Genomic DNA, 20,757 nt, shown 5'->3' with positions numbered 1-20,757 from the left:
AGGCTGCTGACCATTCCTATGCTAATATGCATAGGGAGGGATGTCTGATGACATTGGAATCTATGCTTCTATTATGCAAATCGGGAGATTAGCGTCAAATCTTCGCTTGATTTTTCAGTAAATTGCGTTTATTCAGCATCGCCCCCGCGGCTCAGGCCCTGCCGGTGGGCGGGGAAAGTGCCACGGCAACTATTGCCGTGACCGGCAAAGTCATGAATATCACTGGTGCAGAAAATAATCTGATTACCTGGCGGGATTTTTCCATTTATCTTGTCAATCTTATGTTGGCGGTATTGTGGGCTATAATAGAAATGGAGATGGCCATGTAGAAAATGCCTATAACACAGGTTCTGTCAGTGGTACTGATGACACAGATTGCACTATCGGCGCATTGAGGGAGCTAGTGAAGAAGGTCAGCTAACCAATGCCTTTTATGCCATCACGGATGAAAATCGTGTCTCCATAAATGCTAATATGGGCGAGGGGGGAAAAACGCTGGCCGAGTGGAAGCAGGCCGCAACTTTTGCGGATTGGAATAAAGAAGCCGTACCGCCACGGCTGCCTACGACAATAAGAACGTAGGCACCGGCAAGACCGTCACTTACAGCGGCCTCGCCCTCACCGGGGACAAGGCCAAGAACTACACCGTTGCCCCAGCAGGAAGCCTCAATACCGGCAGTATCACCGCCGCCCCGGTCACCTTTAAGGCCGATGATTACACCACATACGCCAGTCAAGGGCCTGACACTTTCCACCTACTTTGATGCCGGCTGGGTAAAGGCAGAGAAATCCGGCAGCAATGCCACCACCCTGAAAGGCTGGGGTATTGGCCTGACCTACGCCCAGCCCAACGACTGGTTTGCCAGAATAGACTACGCACGGCGTATCGGCTTTGCGGACAACCTCTCCCGCGACGCCGAAAGCCGCGGCCGCATCTGGTTCATGGTCGGGAAGGTATTCTAACACAAAATAAAAAAGCTCCCGCAGTGCGGGGGCTTTTGTCATATATGAATCCAAGTTTGGGGAAGCCTGATAATGGGGAGTTATCGGGGGATTCAAACACTTATTAATTATAGGAACAGTAAAGCAGAGAAACAACCGTCAAAAACGGATAATTGTCGTTGATTTTGAACAATACGTGAATTGCTATATCGCTGTGCCGGCCTTTATGGTAGGATAAGGCTGGGGGTGAATACATGAAGAGCTTTTGGCAAATGATTTGTAAGGGGGTGTGGCTATGGATGGCTGTGCTGGCTTGTGGGGGATGTGGCACTATGGCACAGGAGCAGAAAAACGAGGCCTTGATTGTATATAGTTCACATCCGCAGCGTTTTGTGCAGCCGCTGGTGGATGAATTTGAACGTCAAACGGGAATCACGGTCCGGGTGGTGCATGGAAGCACAGGAGATCTGGTGGATCGTGTGGCGCAGGAACGGCCAGTAAGAGCGGATGTGTTTTGGGGTGGTGCCATATCCAAAGTGGAGGAGCAGGGGAGGTTGTTTGCGCCGTATGTGTCATCGCAGGATAGTAACATGTGCCCACAGTTTCGGAACATGGATGGTGTCATGACGCGGTTTACCGATGTTCCTGGAGTCCTGCTGGTGAATGTGAATCTGCTGGGAAACCGGGAAGTCACAGGTTACAAAGATCTATTGGCACCTTGGCTCAAAGGGAGGATTGCTTTTACGGATCCAGCGGTTTCTTCATCAGCTTATGCGCATCTGCTCAATATGATTGATGTGATGGGAGAGGGGGATGCAGCGGCTGGTTGGAATTATATCCAGTCTTTCGGGGATAATCTGGCGGGACAATTACTGCCTGACTCGCAGGCCGTATGTGCAGGTGTAGCGCAGGGAAAGTATGCAGTCGGCTGTACCTTTGAAGAGGCTGCAATCCTTGAAGTTGCCAAGGGAAGCCCCGTGAAGATAATCTATATGGAAGAAGGTGTCCACAGTGTTCCCGATGGCGTATACATTGTCAAGAATACTGCGCATCAGGAGGCGGCACAGGCTTTCGTGGAATTCCTGGTGAGCAGGGAGACGCAGCTGTATATCGTACGCAAGCTGCATCGCCGCAGTGTGCGCCAGGATGTTCCGCCACCAGACGGCAGACCGCTGCTGCCGCCATTGTTGGGGGTGGACAGTGGAAAATTGGGTCAGGATACGGTGTCTCAGGCGGAACTTTTGGTGAAGTTCAAGCAGTTCTGCAGGCAGGAGGATTAGTATGTATGATTTTCAGCGTATCTTTCGCCGGGCGCTGCTCAAATATGCCCTGCTGCCAGCAATGTTGTTTGGCGGCATCAGCTTGATCTTTACCATCTATGGCTGGAATCATTATGTAGTGGGGAATAATCTGGCTGTGCGGACCTGTCTGGTACAACGGCTGGAGGGCGGGTTGCAGGATGGCGCGGCTGTTCTGAACCAGATGGAGCGCCGGCTGAAGAATGAATCAGGAGCACTGGCACAGCAAAGCGATAAAGCAGAACTCTATGGCGATCTTTATACGGTGGCGAATAAAAGTGTGGTTCCGTTGACTTTTTATCTTCTGGATGAGCAGGGAAATCTGCTTTTGGGAAGTCAACCGGTTTTGCCACCAGGCCTGCAGGATACAGATTGGGGTGTCCTGCGGCGTTTGCGCCGAACCAGCTTGCCGTGTTGGGAGTTTATCCGCAAGGATACAGTCAGACAGGATTTGGCACTGGGAAAGGCAGTGTCTATGAAGAACGGAGAAAAGGGATTCCTGGTCATTATTCTTTCTGGTGAGAAAATCTTTGCGGGCAGGGAAAATCCGGAAGTCCTGCTGGCGGTGACGGATGCATTCGATAATATAACGGCAGCGGCAGAGGCTGTGCCTGTAGACGATCAGGGGAAACTGCTGCCAATACTCTGCGCGACTGACGGAGGTTTAGCGGAAGCGGGACGGGAGATTTATTATGTGACACAGAGCAGGTTGCCGCAAGGGCTGCAGGTGGTGGCACTCACACCGGTACGCAGCTTGCTGGACCGTTATCTTATGGGCAGTGCGTTGTCATTGGTATTTTTCCTGTTGTTGATGCCGTTGATCTTCAGAGGTGTGCAGCGGGAAAGCCAGTTGCGGGCACAAGCCGTAGAACGGCTGACCGCAAAGGCTGAGATGCGTCAGCTGGAATCCCAGTTCAATCCGCATTTCCTGTTCAATACTCTGGAAAATATCAAGTACATGGTCAAGCTCGATCCTGCCGCTGCAATACGGATGCTGATTGCCTTGTCGACGCTTTTGCGCTACAGCATCAACAATTCCCTGCAGCAGGTAACGCTGGCCGATGATCTGGATTATGTGCATCGTTATATGGAAATCCAGCAATACCGTTTTGGCAGACGGTTGGAATTTACCGAAAAGATAGATGAGAAAGCACTGGTCTGTGAGATTCCCAAGCTGGTGTTCCAACCATTGCTGGAGAATGCCATTAAATACGGCGCTGGCAAAGGCGGAGTGAGAAGCGTATATTTGGAAATTACGTGTCTGGCTGATGGCTTACAGGTGGATGTCGTGGATCAGGGAAAGGGCTTTTCAACTGAGGCCTTGCAGGCTTGGGTGTTGTTGCAGGAAAATGAAGAGAATGATACGGCCCATACAGGGCTGTTCAATATCCATCGTCGTATCCAGCTGCTTTATGGCCGGCAGTTTGGTGTAGAAATCCGGTCAGGAGCAGGGAGAAACTGTGTGAGATTGTGCCTGCCACGGCGGGCGGAAGAGGAGGGATTGGCATAGATGCTGAGGATTGTATTGGTAGAGGATGAGGATATCATCCGGCGTGGGCTGGTGGAGACTGTGGATTGGGCAGCCATGGGCGCAGAAATCGCAGGCGAGGCTGCTGATGGTGAGGAGGCACTGCCACTGATACGGGAGCTACGGCCTGACGTGTTGATTACGGATATTCGCATGACCAACATGGATGGTTTGGAGCTGGCCAGAAGGCTGCGGGCTGAAAACATCCGGCCCAAACTGGTCTTTTTGACGAGTTATACGGATTTTGAATATGTACGTGAGGCTTTGCGGCTGCAGGCTGCGGATTACCTGCTCAAGCCTGTGGATGATGAAGCTTTGGCAAAGCTTATCCGCAAACTGGGGGCAGAGCAGCAGGAGGATTTGCCTTTCGCGGCAGAACTTTCTCGGGCAGCAGCCAGCAAGAACCCCTATGTGCGGGCTGCTTGGCAGGCCATCACGGAGAAATACCAGCATCATATCAGTCTTGAACAGGTTGCTGAAGAACAGCTGGTATCGGTCAGTTACCTTTCACGCAAGCTTAAGGAAGAAGCTGGCGATACGTTTGGCACACTTTTGGCCAAATATCGGCTCCAGCAGGCTGTGCAGCTGCTGCGGACAGGAACCCTGCGCGTTTATGAAGTCGCTGAACAGACTGGTTTTGGTGACTATAAGAATTTCTGTCAGGTGTTTCGGCGTTATCTCCATACGACACCCAGGACAATCATCCAGGAGAGCATAGGCGGATGAGATCGGTAAACATTGTGCATGCTCTGACTGTATTGACAAAATATTGGGAAACTGTTAGACTAAAGATAGTTGAATAGGCTGTGCGGGACTGACGGATTAGTGGAATTGACCACATGTACTGCATGGTTTTGATAGCCGACCGTCTGGGCAGAGGTTTTTGTCCAGGCGGTCTTTGTTTTTTTGCCCGTCTGGTGTAAATCTCGTTTCGGTTGCTGTGGGAAACAGCAGAAAGGATGGTTTTCATGCGGAATCGTTGGCTGATTGCTTTGGCTGCAGTGGGAATCCATATTTCCATTGGCAGTGTCTATGCCTGGAGTGTACTGACGCGGCCGATCATGGCGGAGATGGGCTTTACCCTGGCAGAGACGACCTGGACTTTTTCTTTGGCGATTTTGTTCCTCGGCATGTCAGCGGGCTTTTTGGGCCGGTTTGTGGAAAAGCATGGCCCGAAGAAAAGCGGCCTGCTGTCCATGCTGTTCTTCGGCACGGGGATGTTCGGCACGGCGCTGGCGCTTCATCTGCACAGTCTGCCGCTTTTGTATCTCTTCTATGGCGTGATTGGCGGTATCGGCCTGGGTGTCGGCTATATCACGCCGGTGTCCACACTGGTCAAGTATTTTCCCAATCACCGCGGCTTTGCCACGGGGCTGGCCATCATGGGGTTCGGCTTTGCGGCACTGATTGCCGGCCCGGTCATGCAGTATCTGACGGCACAGTTTGGTCTGGTGGAAAATTTCCTGCTTCTCGGCGCGGTCTACATGGTGTTGATTGGTGCATCGGCTATGTATTTGAAGCCGCCAGTCATGCCGCAGGGCAGTATGGCCGTGAAAAAACTCCAGCATGGGGCAACGGCGGCTGAGGCCATCAAGACCTGGCAGTTCGGTGCGCTCTGGTGGGTGTTCTTCGTCAATATCACCTGCGGCATTGGCCTGTTGGCGGTTGCTTCGCCCATGGCCCAGCAGGTTACGGGGATGGATGCCGCACAGGCGGCCTCCATGGTGGGCATTATCGGACTATTGAACGGAGGCGGCCGCATTCTCTGGTCCACCCTTTCCGATTACCTGGGGCGCGGTCTTACATATATGGCGTTCTTTGCCTTGGAGGTCGGGGCTTTCTGGCTGTTGGCAGGCACCCGCGATGCCATGCTCTTCCAGATGTTGGTGTTCCTGATCATCAGCTGCTATGGCGGCGGTTTTTCCTGTATGCCGGCTTATCTTTCCGATATCTTTGGTACTCGAGAGCTCAGCGCCATCCATGGCCGGGTGCTTACGGCCTGGGGCGTGGCTGGTGTCGTGGGGCCGACCATCGTTTCGTGGTTCTGGGAGCACACCCATAGCTATGCGGATACACTCTATTTCTTCGCGGCCTGCTTTGTGCTGAATCTTCTGATTGCCACGGCGCTGAAAATTTATGGCAATTCGACGGCAGCATCCGTAAAGATCGCACAGCCGCATTCCTGAAAACTATCTAAAGTCCCTCGACCTGTGCGGTGATGAGGGCAGCCATAATGCTGGTCGGTTTATGGCGATGAATTGGAAATTTTTGGTTGGCATGACGTGCCAATGGAATTTTCGCAGGCAAATGATGACTGCGAAAAAGCTTCAGCTGTTCCCAGAATGGGATAGCTGAAGCTTTTTTTATAGTCATTGTTGTTTAAATATGTTCCAGATATTTTTGGATATAGGGAAGAGCCGCGCCAATGGTGATATTGTGTTCGGGCATTTTGCTGATCTGCAGGAAATCCCATTCTTCGGCAAAAGGTGTCTGGGTAGCGATTTCTTTATACAGATAGTTGAGGTCTGCCTGTTGCAAATACGGTGCCAGATAGCCTCCAAGAATGATTTCCTTGTCGTAAATCAGATGGAGTATGTTGATGGCACGTGCCAGGTTCTTCAGATAGGAAATCCAGATTTCCTGTGCCTTCAGGTCGGCATTGCGCACCTGTGTGAAGAAGGAATCGATCTGTTCCAGGTCATGGTGAAGGGCGCGCAGGGAACAGAGGGTTTCCAGACAGCCGCGATTCCCGCAGTAGCAGAGCTCCCCTTGGGGGTCCATTTGGATGTGTTCGATCGTGGCATTATGTCCATGGATGCCGGAGACAATTTTGCGGTTCAGGATCATCGTGGCACCCAGATGACGGCTTAGGGAGAGATAAAAGGCATCCTGAAGGGAGGGCGAAGCCCAAAGTTCTGCGATAGCTGCGCTGCTGGCATCGTGGATGAAACGACAGGGATAGGGCAGATGTTTCGTTATGGAGGAAATTTCGAGACCAGTGCAGTCCTGAATCTTACCATAGATGACTTTTTTTCCATCTGGTGCGATCAGCCCCTGCATGGCAAAACCGATGCCAAGAATCTGCGTATCGGTCAATTGGCAGGTGTCTTTGAATTGTAAGATGTGTGCACAGACATTTTGGAAATATGCATCGTTATGTTGGAAATCCAGCTGGAAGGTGTCGTAACTGATCTTGCGTCCGTAAAGGTCAATGGCAATGATCTTGACCTGATGGCTTAGCAATTCAACACCGAGACTTACCCGGTGTTGGGGGTTGATAGCATAGGCACTGGGTTTGCGACCGACTAATTCGCTGTCGATTTGTCCTGCTTCATTGACAAGTCCTTCCCCTTTTAAATCTGTCAGGTTAGTGGTAATGGTTGGACGGCTTAGATGCAAGTCATAGGCGATATCCTGCTGGGAGACATTTTGTTTCTGATAAATGTATTGAAAGATGCGTTGACGGTTGGTTTGGCGAATCTCATAAGGGGTGATACTGTTCTTCATATAGATTCCTCATTTATTTTGTAAAAGTACTTTATGAATTACTATACTCATTATAACAAAAAATACAAAAGAAATCCATACAAAGTAGTTATATTCGACGCCTTCTTTCATAGTCTTTATCGATTTGTTTAGTTTTTTTGTAAAATCGCTTGACAAAACTACTGAATGCGATTATTATGTAAGCAGATTTGAAAAATAGTTTTACAAAATGTGTAAACAGAAAAGGAGTTGTCATCATGGGGATCATCGAAAAAATGAAATTGACGGGTAAAAAGGGGTTCGTTACGGGGGCTGCAAGAGGTATCGGAAAATGTACGGCAACAGCGTTTGCTGAAGCTGGTGCCGATGTGGCGATTGTAGATCTCGATATTGAGACTGCTAAGCGCACTGCCGCAGAAATTGCGGAAAAGACGGGACGTAAAGTCATTGCCATCCAGACAGATTGCACGGACAAGGAGCAGGTCGAGGCAATGGTGCAGGAAGTGGTCGAAAAGCTCGGAGGCCTGGATTTCTGCCATAATAATGCAGGGATATGCATCAATGCTCCGGCAGAGGAAATGAGCTATGAACAGTGGCTCAAGGTCATCAATATCAATTTGAACGGAATCTTCCTGACGGATATCGCTGCGGGGAAATATATGCTGGCTCATGGCGGTGGTTCTATCATCAATACGGCATCGATGTCAGCTCATATCGTCAATGTGCCGCAGCCGCAATGTGCCTATAATGCATCGAAGGCCGCTGTTATCCAGCTGACGAAGTCCTTGGCCATCGAATGGGCCAAGAAGAAAGTGCGGGTCAATAGCATCAGCCCTGGATATATCGCAACGGAACTTACGATGAATTCGCCGACATTGATTCCGTTGATTGAGCAATGGAATGCGATGGCACCGATGGGGCGTATGGGGAAACCGGAAGAATTGGAAGCAATCTGTGTTTATCTCGCCGGTGATGCCAGCACATTCACCACAGGTACTGATGTGATCGTAGATGGTGCATTTACTTGTTTCTGAGTAAAACAAGATAACCCGGCCAGCAGTCTTTATGCTGGCTGGGGGAAAGGAAGAAACGTTATGACGGCGAAAGCGGATATTTGCAATAAACGCACGGCACTTGGTATTGAATTCGGGTCAACACGCATCAAGGCGGTTCTGGTTAATCTTTCCGGGGAGGTACTGGCCGTTGGTATCCATGACTGGGAGAATTCCTTTGAGAATGGAATATGGACCTTTCATCTGCAGGACATCTATGCGGGCCTCCGCAGCTGTTATCAGTCGTTGAAACAGGAAGTCAGGCGGCAATATGGTATCACGCTGACAGGTTTTGGCGCGATGGGAGTCAGTGCGATGATGCATGGCTACATGGCGTTTGATGCAGCCGGTGAATTGCTGGCGCCTTTTCAGACCTGGCGCAATACGAATACACAGGAGGCAGCCAACCGTCTGACTGAGTTGTTTCAGTTCAATATTCCCCTTCGGTGGACGGTGGCGCATCTCTATCAGCGCATTCTGGATCAGGAAAAACATGTGCAGGAGCTGGATTATGTATCAACGTTGGCTGGCTTCATCCACTGGCAGCTGACAGGAGAGCGAGTGATCGGTATCGGGGATGCTTCAGGAATGTTTCCCGTAGATCCGGTAAAGAATGACTATGTGGATGCCATGGTGCAGCAGTTTGATGAGCTTCTGCAGCCATATGGATATTCCTGGCAGCTTCGCCATGTATTGCCGCGGGTTTTGGTAGCGGGAGAAGATGCCGGCAGGCTTACGCAACATGGCGTGGGATTGTTGGATGCAGATGGCGATCTGCAAGCGGGCATTCCGTTTTGTCCGCCGGAAGGCGATGCCGGAACTGGCATGACGGCTACGAATGCCGTCGCTCCTCGTACAGGCAATGTCTCAGCTGGGACTAGTACCTTTGCGATGATTGTTCTGGAACGCCCGCTGGCGAACCTGCATCGGGAAATCGACATGGTGGCAACGCCCACGGGGGCACCTTGTGCGATGTCTCACGCGAATAATGGGACTACAGATCTCAATGCCTGGGTCAATATATTTGGCGAATTTGCCCAATTGATGGGATATGAGGTCAGCAAGGGAGATTTGTTCACCCAATTGTATACGAATTCTTTGAATGGCGATGCAGATTGTGGCGGTTTGCTTCCTTATGGATATTATTCCGGGGAGAATATCACCATGATCAACGAAGGACGGCCCATCTTTTTGCGTACCGTGGACAGCAGGTTCAATCTGGCCAATTTCATGAAGGCGAATCTTTACACTTCCTTGGGGGCCGTGAAGATGGGGCTGGATATCCTGAAAGAAGAAGGCGTAGAGGTCGACCGCATCATGGGGCATGGCGGTTTTTTCAAGACGAAGGGTGTAGGACAGCGTTATCTCTCTGCGGCTTGCGAAGCACCCGTAATCGTTATGAATACAGCCAGTGAGGGCGGTGCCTGGGGCATTGCACTGCTGGCGGCTTATCGGCTTGACCGGCAGCCCGGGGAAAGTCTGGGGGATTATCTCAATCACCGTATCTTTGCGGAATTGGACGGCGATAGCGTGGAAGCATCGCAGGATGAGATAAATGGATTCAATAAATTCATGCAGCATTATCGTGCTGGTTTATGTGTGGAAAAGGCTGCAATTGCCGCATTGGACTGGTAAGAGGAGGGAGCAGAGATGATGAGTAAATGGCGCATCCGCATTGGATACGGTATGGGTGATCTGGGCTGTAATCTGGTGTTCAGTACGATGGCTTCATATCTGATGGTGTTCTATACCGATGTTTTTGGTATTGCTGCTGTGGCTGCAGGGACGATGATGCTGGTAACGAAGTTTATCGATGCGATAACGGATACGGTTATGGGAATCGTAGTAGACCATACGAAAAGCCGTTGGGGGCAGGGGCGTCCTTATTTCCTGATTGGTGCTGTTCCCTTTGCAATCTTTACATTCCTGACCTTTTATATTCCTGATTTTGACGCAACGGGCAAACTGATTTGGGCTTATGTGACTTATTGCCTGTTGTGCACCGCTTACACGGTAGTCAATATTCCGCTCAATACGATTGTGCCGCGCCTTACCTCGGATGTTCATGAACGTGATATTCTCGTATCAACCCGTATGATCTGTGCCATGATTGGTACTGCTGTCGTTATGTCGATTACGGCACCGTTGGTTGATTTTTTTGGCGGGAATGACCCGGCTCAAGGATATTTGGTTACGATGACGTTGTACGGCATTGTGGCCATGTGCATTTTTTTCTTTACCTTTTCCAGCACCAAGGAAGTGGTGCCGACCACAGTCACGAATGAGCATGCCAGCTTGAAAGATAGTCTCCAAGGGCTTACAGGGCAGGCTTGGATTTTGTTCTTCCTGAATCTCTTTTATTTTTCCCTCTATGTGGTTCGCAATACGACGATTATCTACTATTTTCGGTATAATCTGAATCATGCGGATTTACTGGCATTGGTTGGCGTTCTAGGTATTCTTTCCGGGCTGCCGATGTTGCTGGCACTGCCCGCGTTGGAGAAGCATTTCCCCAAGCGCAGCCTGATGTTCTTTAGTGCTGCTTTATACATTGCGGGAGACTTGTTGATCTACTTTGGGCAGGATTCCCTGGTGTGCCTGTTGGCTGGCCTGGTCATTACAGGATTGGGGATGTATGGTATTTTCGGCATCACCTTTGCCATGCAGCCAGATGTCATTGACTATTCGGAGTATAAGAAGAATAAGAGCGTTGCTGGCCTGATTGCAGCTTTTCAAGGTTTTTTTGTCAAAGGTGGCATGGGGCTGACCAGTTTTGTCGTGGGGATTTTCCTGAATATGGGAGGTTATGTTCCTAATGCTGTGCAGAGCGCTTCGTCTCTTTCGGCAATCGAGACCTGCTTTATTTGGCTGCCGCTGCTCTTGTGCGTTGTGATTGCGTCGCTGATTTATTTCTATAAGCTGGATGCGATCCGTACGGATATGAAGGCGGAACTCAATCTGCGCCGGCAGATTTTGGCACAGCAGGAAGAAACACCGGAAATCATTCAGGCAATTCCCTGTTATGATCCGCAGGCGCAGCGATAAGCTTGAACCAATGAAAGGGAGGATTTCCGCGGATGGAAAAGACATTGATAACGATTTCCCGCCAATTTGGCAGTGGTGGCCGGGAGATTGCTGAGATTTTGACGAAAAAACTTCACTGCCACCATTATAATAGCAAGCTGGTGGAAATGGCTGCGCAGAACCTGCATAACGGCATCCACATTGAAGAGGCCATTGCGCGTTCCTATCATGCCCCGGAGGAGGCGCAGGGGAATCTGGACAAATATGAGGGGCGTGAACGCATTGTCGAGAACAACCGGATGTATATTGAGCAGGCCAAGATCATCCTGAATTTGGCAGAACGGCCGGAAAGTGCGATCTTTTTGGGGCGTTGCGCAGATTATATCCTGCGCAACCGTAAAGATGTATTTTCTTTCTTCATCTATGCAGATGATGATTTTCGATCCGCACGCTGCAAGACGAAGTATCAGGGAATGACGCTCAGAGACCTCAACCGGGAAGAAAACCGCCGTAAACAGTATTACGAGTTCTACACTGGTCAGATTTGGGGAGAACCCACAAATTATGATCTGATGATCAATACCAGCAGTATACCATTATCAGTGGCAGCAGATACAATCCTTGCCTATATTGAATATAAACGGGCAGCAGCTGCCCGCGTTGTATGCGGCGAGTGATGCTGGCTACTATTCAAATGATCTATGCACAAAACGGCCCACTGGCATTTTTGCCAGTGGGCCGTTTTGTGTCATTTTAACCTTTTGCATTGGGGAATTTATCCTGCAATACTTTCATTAGTTCATCCTGAGTCAGTGTTTTGTCGCCCATGGTGTAGGTGTTTCCTTTGCTGAAGCCACCATGGTCATTGGAGGTGATTCCCATGTCGTTCAGAGCAGAGCGCATGCCATCCAGATTAGGCAGAACGCCTCCTTTGAGTACATTATCATATCCTGCCTGGTTGAGGAAGTGGCAGACCTGCATGCTGTCGATATAAGTACCGCCTGCTACGTTTTCCAAATCCTTCGTGTCGAGGGTCGTGCCTTTGTCAAATTTTGCCATGGTAATCATCCTTTCCATAGAAGTTTTTCTTTCTGTCTCTATATATGCAGGTGTTACCGATTCCTGACAGGAAAAATGCATTTTTTATCGATTAGGATATGGGATGGGATTTTGGTAAAAGCAGGACTTTGTCTATTTTTTGCGAATATTTAAATCAAAGAAAAATAAGGGGGCCATTGCAGTTGAAAAGATATTTTTATCTGGCTATCATGATCATCCTGATGATTGCTGGCATGATTGTAGTCTATGGCGCTTATCTTAACTATAATGATGAGAAACAGATTGCCAGCCGCATGGAGAGCCGGGTGGTCAGCATCACCGGCGCCAGAGTGCAGGTGCGTCCAATCCGGCCGCGCCTGGAGATGGATACGGTGCAGTTCTATAGCCAAAATATGACGGATGCCGTAGCGCTGGCCTCTGGACGGCTCACGAAATGGCATGTGGAGAAGAACAGCCCCGTGCATAAGGGCGATGTGATCCTGAGCATGGACAGTGAGCAGATTCCCATCAAGATGCAACAGGCAGCTACCAAGGTACGGCGGGCAGAGGCCAATCTGGCCAGGGCGCAGGGAAGTTTCCAGCGGCAGGAGCAGCTGCTGGGCTATCATGCAACTTCTATGGAGCGTTATGAGGAGGCAAAAGCACTGTATCTGGCGGCGCAGGAAGAAGTGAAGTCTGCCAGGGCGGAAGAGGAACTATACGGCGTGCAGGCCAGCTGGCTGCAGGTGACTTCGCCGGTGGATGGGGATGTGCTCATCATCTATCAGCGTGAAGGTGCTCATGTGGAGAGCGGCACACCGGTGGCTTTGATTGGCGATTTCAATCACTTGCGCTTCAACATGACATTGGGGGACGTGGATGCCAGGTACATGGAGCTGGGCAGTCAGGGGCTGCTTCGGTTTGCGGATAACGGGGCTTGGCAGAAGATATATGATACAGGTTATGCTGCGGGAAATCGTGGGCGCCGGCAGGAGATCCGGGCAAAATTGGTGGAAATCACGCCGCCTTTGTCGGAACCCGCTGATATCCGCCGGGCAGTTTGGGAAGTGGATAATTGCAGCCGCCTGTTGGAGCCGATGACCTATATGGGCCTTATCCTGAGTTCTGAAAAAAGCCATGACTGTCTGACGGTGCCACGCAAGGCGATGGTGGATGCGGATTTCAGCCAGGTAATGGTGGTGGATGGCGAAGGCATCATCCATCTGCGCAGCGTTGCTGCTGGTATCAGTGATGAAGGCTTCGTCGAAATTTTGGACGGGCTTCAGGAAGGTGAAGTGGTCCTTACGGGAAATCTGGAAGGGCTGAAAGATGGCATGCGGGTAGATGTGAGCGTAGGAGATGAGTAGGGTGAATGGACAGGAAAAGCAGCAGGCACATAGCTCGATTTTCAGTGAAGAAGCCCTGCTGAAGATGCGCTCGCCGGATGAGCTGGATTCCATCCTGCCGATTACGAATCCTGTGGGCTGGATGGGCCTGATTGCCGTAGCGGTGATGATTTTTGCCGTGATTCTGTGGTCGGTATTCGGTTCTTTTACCGTGAAGGCCGATGGCATGGGGATGATCATGGATGCCAACGGCGTGACCAAGGTAGCCAGCCAGGGCAGCGGACTTATCGATGAAGTCTATGTGCATAGCGGAGAATGGGTCAGCAAGGGTGCGCGCATTGCCCATGTGGTGCAGGCTAAGGAAGAGGCCAGCACCCGTATGGCCAAATACGGGCCAGGTCTGGCTGCCAGCCAGCGGGAAGCTGCCAGCCGTGCGCATGAGTTTGATTCCTATCGTTATCAGCGGGATGTCACCGAGTATGTCCGGACGGCTGTGGATGGCATCGTGGATGAGGTATTGGTAGAGCCAGGCAGTATCGTGGGCAGTGGAACGCCTGTGTGCAGGCTGCGTATCAGCGATGCCACCGAGGGGCTTACCGGTGTGCTCTATATCCCTGTGGACAAGGGCAAGCGGGTGGAGGTCGGTCAGACCATCCAGCTTGCACCCAATGGTGTGGATGTGTCACAGTCCGGCAGCCTGATGGGAACCGTGCGTACGGTTTCCCAGTATCCTGTTTCCCTGCAGGAAATCCAGAAGAATCTGGGCAATGAGCAGATGGCCGGCTGGATCGTGCAGGCACAGCAGAGTTCTGTGATGGAAATCAAGTTCGACCTGGTGCGGGATGACAGCGATGCTTCCGGCTATTTATGGACGTCTTCGGTGGGAGAGCACAAACCGATAACGGCGGGCAGTTTTGTCAAGGGGTCGATTATCATCGAGCGGCGGCCGCCCATTGAACGGGTATTCTACAAATTGAGCCAATGGCTGCGGACGAGGTGAGTCTATGGGATTATGGGAAAAGCTGATAACATGGAAGGGAAAGGAAAGCTGCCGCTGCAAGGTGCCGACTGTACTGCAGATGGAGGCCACGGAATGCGGCGCGGCATGCCTGGCAATGGTGCTGGCCTACTATGGACAGTGGGTGCCGCTGGAAAAGCTGCGGGCTGAATGCGGGGTGAACCGCGATGGCTCAAAGGCCAGCTGCATATTGAAAGCGGCCAAGGCACGGCACTGTGAGGCGGATGGTTATCGCTGGACGCTGCAGGAGATTTTGGAGCTGATTCCAGAAAAGCCATTTCCCTTGATCATCCATTGGGAGTTCAATCATTTTGTGGTGCTGGAGGGCATCAAGGAGGGGATGGCGTATCTGAACGACCCAGCCATGGGACGCCGGCGGGTGCCGCTGGAAGAATTCCGCACCTCCTATACGGGGATAGCTCTCTATATTGAACCCGGGGAGGGATTCTGTCCGGAAGGGAAACGCTATAATGTCTTTGCCGATATCTTCCGGAAACTGTTCCGGGATAAATGGGCTGCCCTGTTCGTGCTGATCCTGGAACTTTGTGCCATTGTACCGGGGCTGGCCACGCCGGTGATGAACCAGATATTCATGGACGATATCCTGACGAAGAAGCATCCGGACTGGATGTTCAAGTTCTGCCTGGCCATGACGCTGGCCTTTATCCTGTCGGGGCTGATGGCCTGGCTGCGGGCCGTGGTGCTGACCACCTGGCAGCGGAAGCTGACGCTGGCGGATTCCTCCGGGTATTTCTGGCATCTGCTGCGGCTGCCCATGCAGTTCTTCCAGCAGCGCTATGCGGCAGAGGTGGCCGGGCGCGTGGGCTTCAACCAGTCCATAGCCGAGGTGCTGTCGGGACCGGCGGCAACGGCATTGCTGGATCTTTTGGTTGCCCTGTTCTATCTGCTGCTGTTATTACAATACAGCGTTACGCTGACTCTCATCGGCATTGCGTTCAGTTCCGTGGAAATCATCCTGTTTTTTGCGATGCGGCGTCATCTGACGGATCTGAACATGCGGATGCAGCAGGATGCGGCCAAGGCTTATGGCGTGGCCATGAATGGGCTGCGCATGATTGAGATCATCAAGGCCAATGGGGATGAGGGGGATTTTTTTGCCAAATGGGCAGGTTACCAGACCAAGGTGCTGGTCGCCTCTCAGAAAACGACTCTGTGGTCGCTGTCTGTGCGTTTGCTGCCCACGTTGCTGGCTGGTGTCAATAGTGCGCTCATCATGACGTTTGGTGGTTTTTCCATCATGGAGGGCACGATGACCGCGGGTATGTTCATCGCTTTCCAGCAGCTGATGGGAAGTTTTCAGGCGCCGGTCAATGCGTTGGTGGGATTGGGTTCTACCTTGCAGGTCACGGAGATGCAGATGCAGCGGCTCAACGATGTGCGCTGCTATGAGGTGGATGATTTGAATTTTCCAACTCCGGCCCAGCAGGAGCGGCAGAGTTTCTCCCGTGCGCGCCTGTCGGGAGAGTTGACGCTCACGGACGTCTGCTTTGGCTATAGTCCGCTCGAAGCGCCGCTCTTGGAAAATTTTTCCCTGCACGCGGCGCCGGGGGCCTGGATTGCCGTGGTGGGAGCTTCTGGCAGCGGCAAATCCACGCTGGCCAAAATCGTTACGGGACTTTATGAGGAATGGCGGGGAACGGTGGCTTTCGATGGAATTCCCCGCCGCGACCTGCCGCGGCAGGTCATCATCAATTCGGTGGCAGCCGTGGATCAGGATATATTCCTGATATCCGGAACCATTGCGGAAAATATTGCGCTCTTTGACTGCACCGTGGCCAAGAGGGATATCATACAGGCGGCTAAGGATGCCTGCATTCATGAGGATATCCTGCGGCTGGAAGGCGGTTACGAAGCACGGGTGGCCGAAGGCGGTTTGAACTTTTCTGGCGGGCAGCGGCAGCGGTTGGAAATCGCCCGGGCCTTGGCGGTCAATCCGGCCTTGCTGGTGCTGGATGAGGCAACTTCGGCACTGGACCCCATCACGGAAAAACAGGTGCTGGAAAATATCCGTCATCGGGGCTGCACCTGTCTGGTGGTGGCGCATCGTCTGTCCACGATCCGGGACTGTGATGAGATCATCGTCCTTGACCATGGGAAAGTGGTGGAACGGGGCCGCCATCGCCAGCTCATCGGGCAGGATGGCCCCTATAAACGGCTGATTGCCGAACGGGATAATACTGCCCGGCAAGGGGAAGGGGGGACTGGATATGCACCTGCCTGAGCATGCAGAAACAAAACTATATGGCGGGGACAGATTCCTGCTCGCCGCAGATGATATGGCTTATGAAGTGGTGACAGGCCGGGTGGAAGCCTATGCCGTTACAAAGGGAGAGAAATCCTTCCGGCAGTGTTATCTGCTGACGCTGGCACCAGGACAGGCGGCATTCCCGGCACTGGATGATTTTGAACAGATCGAGGTGCAGCTTTATGCGGTGGAAGACAGCGTAATCCGGCCCCTGTCCCTGCAGGCAGACTGGGACGAGAAATTGAGGCCGCTGATGAAACTCTGGTTCCGCAATCTGGCGAAGCTTCCCTGGCTGCGACAGCTGGCTGAACAGGGGGATGACACCATAGGAAGCTGGCAGCGGGGGACGGTGATGAATAGCTGTGCCGGGCCGGAACTGCTTTCGGCCTTTGGCCAGAATGAGAGCATCTTTGCCATGCTGCTGGGCGTGCGCTTTGGTTCGGAGGACAAGCGGCTGGCCCGCCGCACGAAAATCCGTGAGCACAGCAAGCAGCTGCTGCTGGAAAATGGTGTGCGCAGTCTGCTGGGAGAGGAAAAACTTTATGCGGCACGCCTTCCTGGTCAGAAGAGCGAAGACCGCATGGATTATGTCTTTGTGGCGAAACAGGCAGCTAAAGCTTTGGGGATGTTTGCCGAGGATATGGAACTGAATGCTGAGACCATGGAGTCGCTGGATGATATCGCCCTTTGGCGGCGGCTCTTGCAAAAAGCCAACATGCAGATGCGGCAGGTGAAGCTCACCACTGGCTGGCAGGCCAAGGATACCGGCACCATACTGGGCTTTTGGGGCAAGGAGCGGATTCCGGCGGCCTTTGTTCCGCAGACACCGGAGTCCTATAAAGTCATTACCGGACAGGATCCGCAGGGAATTTTGCTGACGGCGGACAATATTGGGCAGGTTCAGACGGAAGCGTTTCAATGTTATGCCGGTTTCCCAGCCCGGGCCTTGAAACTCTGGGATCTGATCCGCTTTATGTTCCGGCAGTGCTGGCGCAGTGATTATCAGGCAATCCTGCTCTGCAGCCTGTTTGCCGGATTGATTCCGCTGGTTACGCCAATCATCACGGAAACTGTGTTTGAAGATATCATTCCCATTCTGGACCGGCAGGGGCTGGCCACGGTCACGCAGGCTTTGATGGTGACCAGTTTCACCACGGCGGCGCTGTCGGTGGTGCGTTCCATTGCCGTCATGCGCATCAGCAATCGGATTGAAATGAGCGCCGAAGCGGCTATGTGGGGGCGGCTATTATCGATGCCGGCGGGATTTTTCCGCAGGTTCACAGCCGGGGAGCTGGCCAGCCGCATGGGCGGTATCGGCATTGCCAAGAATCTGGCTTCTGGGGAATTCGTGGAGGGTATCCTGTCTTTCCTCTTTTCCTTTTGGAGTATCTTTCTCATGAGTTACTACAGCTGGGAATTGACGAGCACAGCGGTAGCTATCTGGTTGATCTACGGCTTGTTCATTGCCTTTGTCTATCGGAGAGTGCTGTTTTTCCAGCGAAAGATCATTGCTGCCGGGAACAAGAATGCCGGTACGGTGCAGCAGATCTTTGCCGGTTTGGCTAAATTCCGGGTACAAGGGGCTGAGGAACAGGCCTACAGTCTTTGGGCCAGGGATTTCGGGGAGAGTTGGAACTGGAACCTGCGCCTGCGCTGGCAGAACAATTATACCAGCATCATCGGCAGTGTCCAGCCCTTTATTCTCACCATGGTGCTTTACTGTGTCGCTGTCTATGGCATGGAAATCCTGGGACCGAACGGGCAGGTGGAAACGGGTCTCAGCTATGCCCAGTTCATTGCGTTCAATGCTGCCTACAGCAGCTTCAATGCTGTAATGGGCGGTTGCATCAAGCTGGTGGGGCAGTATTTCGGCATTCAGCCCCAGTTGGAAAATTTGCGCCCGATCCTGCAGGCTGAACCAGAAAACACCGGAGATAAACAGGAAGCTGGCCGTATTACCGGCCAGCTGGAAGTGAGTCATCTTTCCTTTGCCTATCCTGATCCACAGACCGGGGAATGGGGCACGGAGGTGCTCCGTGATGTGAACTTTTCCATTGCAGCGGGAGAGAATGTGGCCATTGTGGGGAAATCCGGCAGTGGCAAGAGCACATTGGTGCGTCTGCTGCTGGGTTTTGAGCAGCCGAAGAGTGGGGGCATCTATTTTGACGGTCAGGACCTGGCCGGGTTGAATCTGCCTTCGGTGCGCAGCCAGATGGGGGTCGTGCTGCAGAACGGTCAGCTGATGACCGGTGATATCTATACCAATATCGTGGGTACGCGGCTGTTGCCACAGCAGGCTGCCTGGGAGGCTGCTGCTGCTGCAGGCATTGATGAAGATATTGCCGCCATGCCCATGGGCATGCAGACCGTCATCAGCGAAGGCAGCAGCAATATTTCCGGCGGCCAGCGCCAGCGGATCCTGATTGCCCGGGCCTTGGTCGCTAAACCGTCGCTGGTGATCTTTGACGAGGCGACCAGTGCCTTGGATAATCGTTCGCAAGCAATCGTGACGGAAAGTCTGGAGAAACTCAAGGCTACCCGTATTGTCGTGGCCCATCGTCTGTCCACTATCCGCGGCTGTGACCGGATCATTGTCATAGATGAAGGCCGGGTCGCAGAGCAGGGGACGTTTGATGAACTGTTGGCCAGACAGGGGATTTTTGCTGATTTGGTAAAACGGCAGGTAGCTTGATCGATTACAGGAGGGGCTTATGGCAGAGTGCGTTTCAGTGAGGGACACTTTGTATTGGAATCGGGTGGCGGAGGCTGCGGTAACGCAGGAAAAGGCCTTTGCCCAGCTCTATGATGCGTTCTTTCCCGTAATCTATCGGCGGCTGCTGGCGAAGTCCTGCAACATCGAGCTGACGGAAGAGGCGGTGAGTCGTGCTTTTGTGAAGATGTATGAGCATCTGGGGGCATTTGATGCGGGCAAGGCCTCCTTTGCAACCTGGCTGGTCTGTATTGCCGATAATGAAATGAAAATGCTCTACCGGGGAAAAAGCTATGCGCGGGCAGAAGATTGGCCGGAAGATTTTCAGCCCCCCGCTCCGGCGGAGGAGGAACCGGAAAACTGTGCCTTGCGCCGGGAAAAGCAGGCCGAGTTGAAGGCAGCTTTGACGCAGCTACCGATGAAGGAACAGCAGATCCTGCAGATGACTTACTGGCTGGATATGTCTGCAGTCCAGATCGGCGAAGCCCTGTCCATGACGCCGGATGCTGTCTGGAAGAATCTCAGCCGGGCCAGGAAGAAACTGCTGGAAATCCTGCGGTGATGTCAGGGTTTTGGCTGTCGCGCATATATAAGGATAAAAGATAGATTAAGGGGGGGCCTGAGATGGATGAGGAAAAGCTGGTGGAGTGGCTCAGGCAGTTTGATTTCTCGGAGCTGAGCCCATTGAAACAGTCCTTGCGACAGGAAATGCTGGCCCAATACCGTCGGGGGAAAAAATCCCTTTGGCAGAAAACATTGTCTGCAGATGAGCTGGATTATGTGTCAGCTGCCGGCAATCCGCAAATACAGGAATATAAGCCAAGGGAAAATAGGTGAGCTGGGGATGTAGAATATTTCCTGATACAGAAGGCCGCTCTTAAAAGCGGCCTTTTGACTATTGCAGTTTGTTGACGAGTTCGTGCTGAAGGTATCTCGTTCATACGCTGTCGGGGATCACGGGGGAGTGCTTTTTCTGTTTCCGCTAAACGACCCTCCCTGTAAGGTTAGAGTTGTTTAGCTGGATTGCGCCGGGCAGGCCAGCGGCGCGT

At 52.3% G+C, this 20,757-nt stretch carries 19 protein-coding genes, 1 pseudogene and 1 riboswitch; of the genes and pseudogenes, 18 read left to right on the top strand and 2 right to left on the bottom strand.

The window, feature by feature from the left end:
* Positions 1 to 122: 122 nt before the first annotated feature.
* From BUB68_RS14865 to BUB68_RS07340, 8 genes and pseudogenes are all read left to right on the top strand, one after another.
* Complete coding sequence (locus BUB68_RS14865) at positions 123 to 329, top strand: hypothetical protein (RefSeq protein ID WP_081371903.1); 207 nt, start codon at positions 123 to 125, stop codon at positions 327 to 329.
* Positions 296 to 421, top strand: a complete 126-nt coding sequence (locus tag BUB68_RS15800) for a hypothetical protein (RefSeq protein WP_178139483.1) — start codon at positions 296 to 298, stop codon at positions 419 to 421. Before BUB68_RS14865 ends, BUB68_RS15800 begins: the two co-directional genes overlap by 34 nt.
* 178 nt (positions 422 to 599) lie before the next feature.
* A pseudogene (locus BUB68_RS15795) lies at positions 600 to 764 on the top strand (hypothetical protein); the annotation flags it as partial.
* Entirely contained in the window at positions 712 to 963 is a 252-nt protein-coding gene (locus BUB68_RS07360; protein ID WP_073089622.1) for a hypothetical protein, read from the top strand. The pseudogene BUB68_RS15795 and the gene BUB68_RS07360, both read left to right, overlap by 53 nt.
* Positions 964 to 1,274: 311 nt before the next feature.
* Positions 1,275 to 2,222: an extracellular solute-binding protein gene (locus tag BUB68_RS07355; RefSeq protein WP_178139482.1), complete on the top strand. Its 948-nt coding sequence runs from the start codon at positions 1,275 to 1,277 to the stop codon at positions 2,220 to 2,222.
* Position 2,223: 1 nt separating this feature from the next.
* On the top strand, positions 2,224 to 3,750 hold the full coding sequence (locus BUB68_RS07350; RefSeq protein ID WP_073089617.1) for a sensor histidine kinase: 1,527 nt from the start codon (positions 2,224 to 2,226) through the stop codon (positions 3,748 to 3,750).
* Positions 3,751 to 4,494 (top strand): response regulator transcription factor, encoded by a 744-nt coding sequence (locus BUB68_RS07345; RefSeq protein ID WP_073089614.1) that lies wholly within the window; start codon positions 3,751 to 3,753, stop codon positions 4,492 to 4,494.
* A 74-nt stretch (positions 4,495 to 4,568) separates the two neighbouring features.
* Positions 4,569 to 4,650: riboswitch (ZMP/ZTP riboswitch) on the top strand.
* Between the two features lie 86 nt (positions 4,651 to 4,736).
* Positions 4,737 to 5,954 (top strand): L-lactate MFS transporter, encoded by a 1,218-nt coding sequence (locus BUB68_RS07340; RefSeq protein ID WP_073089612.1) that lies wholly within the window; start codon positions 4,737 to 4,739, stop codon positions 5,952 to 5,954.
* Positions 5,955 to 6,147: 193 nt separating this feature from the next.
* Here BUB68_RS07340 and BUB68_RS07335 read toward each other — a convergent pair whose 3' ends face one another.
* Positions 6,148 to 7,275 carry an ROK family transcriptional regulator gene (locus BUB68_RS07335; protein WP_073089610.1) on the bottom strand — a complete coding sequence of 376 codons (1,128 nt, stop codon included), beginning with the start codon at positions 7,273 to 7,275 and terminating at the stop codon, positions 6,148 to 6,150.
* Positions 7,276 to 7,511: 236 nt separating this feature from the next.
* On the opposite strand from BUB68_RS07335, the gene BUB68_RS07330 reads away from it, so the two are divergent.
* Genes BUB68_RS07330 through BUB68_RS07315 form a run of 4 tightly spaced genes read left to right on the top strand, consistent with a single transcriptional unit; the run spans position 7,512 to position 12,007 of the window.
* Positions 7,512 to 8,288: an SDR family oxidoreductase gene (locus tag BUB68_RS07330; RefSeq protein WP_073089608.1), complete on the top strand. Its 777-nt coding sequence runs from the start codon at positions 7,512 to 7,514 to the stop codon at positions 8,286 to 8,288.
* Between the two features lie 60 nt (positions 8,289 to 8,348).
* Entirely contained in the window at positions 8,349 to 9,941 is a 1,593-nt protein-coding gene (locus tag BUB68_RS07325; RefSeq protein WP_073089606.1) for a xylulokinase, read from the top strand.
* A 15-nt stretch (positions 9,942 to 9,956) separates the two neighbouring features.
* Positions 9,957 to 11,351, top strand: coding sequence for a glycoside-pentoside-hexuronide (GPH):cation symporter (locus BUB68_RS07320; RefSeq protein ID WP_081371900.1), 1,395 nt, complete (start codon positions 9,957 to 9,959; stop codon positions 11,349 to 11,351).
* Positions 11,352 to 11,383: 32 nt separating this feature from the next.
* Complete coding sequence (locus tag BUB68_RS07315) at positions 11,384 to 12,007, top strand: cytidylate kinase-like family protein (RefSeq protein ID WP_073089604.1); 624 nt, start codon at positions 11,384 to 11,386, stop codon at positions 12,005 to 12,007.
* 76 nt (positions 12,008 to 12,083) lie between these two features.
* On the opposite strand, the gene BUB68_RS07310 is transcribed toward BUB68_RS07315, so the two are convergent.
* Positions 12,084 to 12,389, bottom strand: a complete 306-nt coding sequence (locus BUB68_RS07310) for a hypothetical protein (RefSeq protein WP_073089602.1) — start codon at positions 12,387 to 12,389, stop codon at positions 12,084 to 12,086.
* A gap of 182 nt (positions 12,390 to 12,571) precedes the next feature.
* Here BUB68_RS07310 and BUB68_RS07305 point away from each other — a divergent pair, with 182 nt between their 5' ends.
* The 6 genes from BUB68_RS07305 to BUB68_RS07280 all read left to right on the top strand — a co-directional run bounded on the left by BUB68_RS07305 (position 12,572) and on the right by BUB68_RS07280 (position 20,545).
* Positions 12,572 to 13,735: an efflux RND transporter periplasmic adaptor subunit gene (locus BUB68_RS07305; protein ID WP_073089600.1), complete on the top strand. Its 1,164-nt coding sequence runs from the start codon at positions 12,572 to 12,574 to the stop codon at positions 13,733 to 13,735.
* 1 nt (position 13,736) lies between these two features.
* On the top strand, positions 13,737 to 14,714 hold the full coding sequence (locus tag BUB68_RS07300) for an HlyD family efflux transporter periplasmic adaptor subunit (RefSeq protein WP_073089597.1): 978 nt from the start codon (positions 13,737 to 13,739) through the stop codon (positions 14,712 to 14,714).
* Positions 14,715 to 14,718: 4 nt separating this feature from the next.
* Positions 14,719 to 16,974, top strand: a complete 2,256-nt coding sequence (locus tag BUB68_RS07295) for an NHLP family bacteriocin export ABC transporter peptidase/permease/ATPase subunit (protein WP_073089595.1) — start codon at positions 14,719 to 14,721, stop codon at positions 16,972 to 16,974.
* Positions 16,961 to 19,690, top strand: a complete 2,730-nt coding sequence (locus tag BUB68_RS07290; RefSeq protein ID WP_073089593.1) for an NHLP bacteriocin export ABC transporter permease/ATPase subunit — start codon at positions 16,961 to 16,963, stop codon at positions 19,688 to 19,690. The genes BUB68_RS07295 and BUB68_RS07290 overlap by 14 nt, the downstream gene beginning before the upstream one ends.
* Positions 19,691 to 19,709: 19 nt before the next feature.
* Positions 19,710 to 20,270, top strand: coding sequence for an RNA polymerase sigma factor (locus BUB68_RS07285; protein ID WP_073089591.1), 561 nt, complete (start codon positions 19,710 to 19,712; stop codon positions 20,268 to 20,270).
* Positions 20,271 to 20,332: 62 nt separating this feature from the next.
* On the top strand, positions 20,333 to 20,545 hold the full coding sequence (locus BUB68_RS07280) for a hypothetical protein (RefSeq protein WP_073089589.1): 213 nt from the start codon (positions 20,333 to 20,335) through the stop codon (positions 20,543 to 20,545).
* Positions 20,546 to 20,757: the final 212 nt, after the last annotated feature.

The sequence above is a fragment of the Pseudoselenomonas ruminantium genome, from assembly GCF_900142515.1.
GTDB classification, from domain to species: Bacteria; Bacillota; Negativicutes; order Selenomonadales; family Selenomonadaceae; genus Selenomonas_A; species Selenomonas_A ruminantium_D.
The sequence above is the reverse complement of the archived record's forward strand: the minus strand, read 5'-3'. Positions and strand labels throughout refer to the sequence as shown.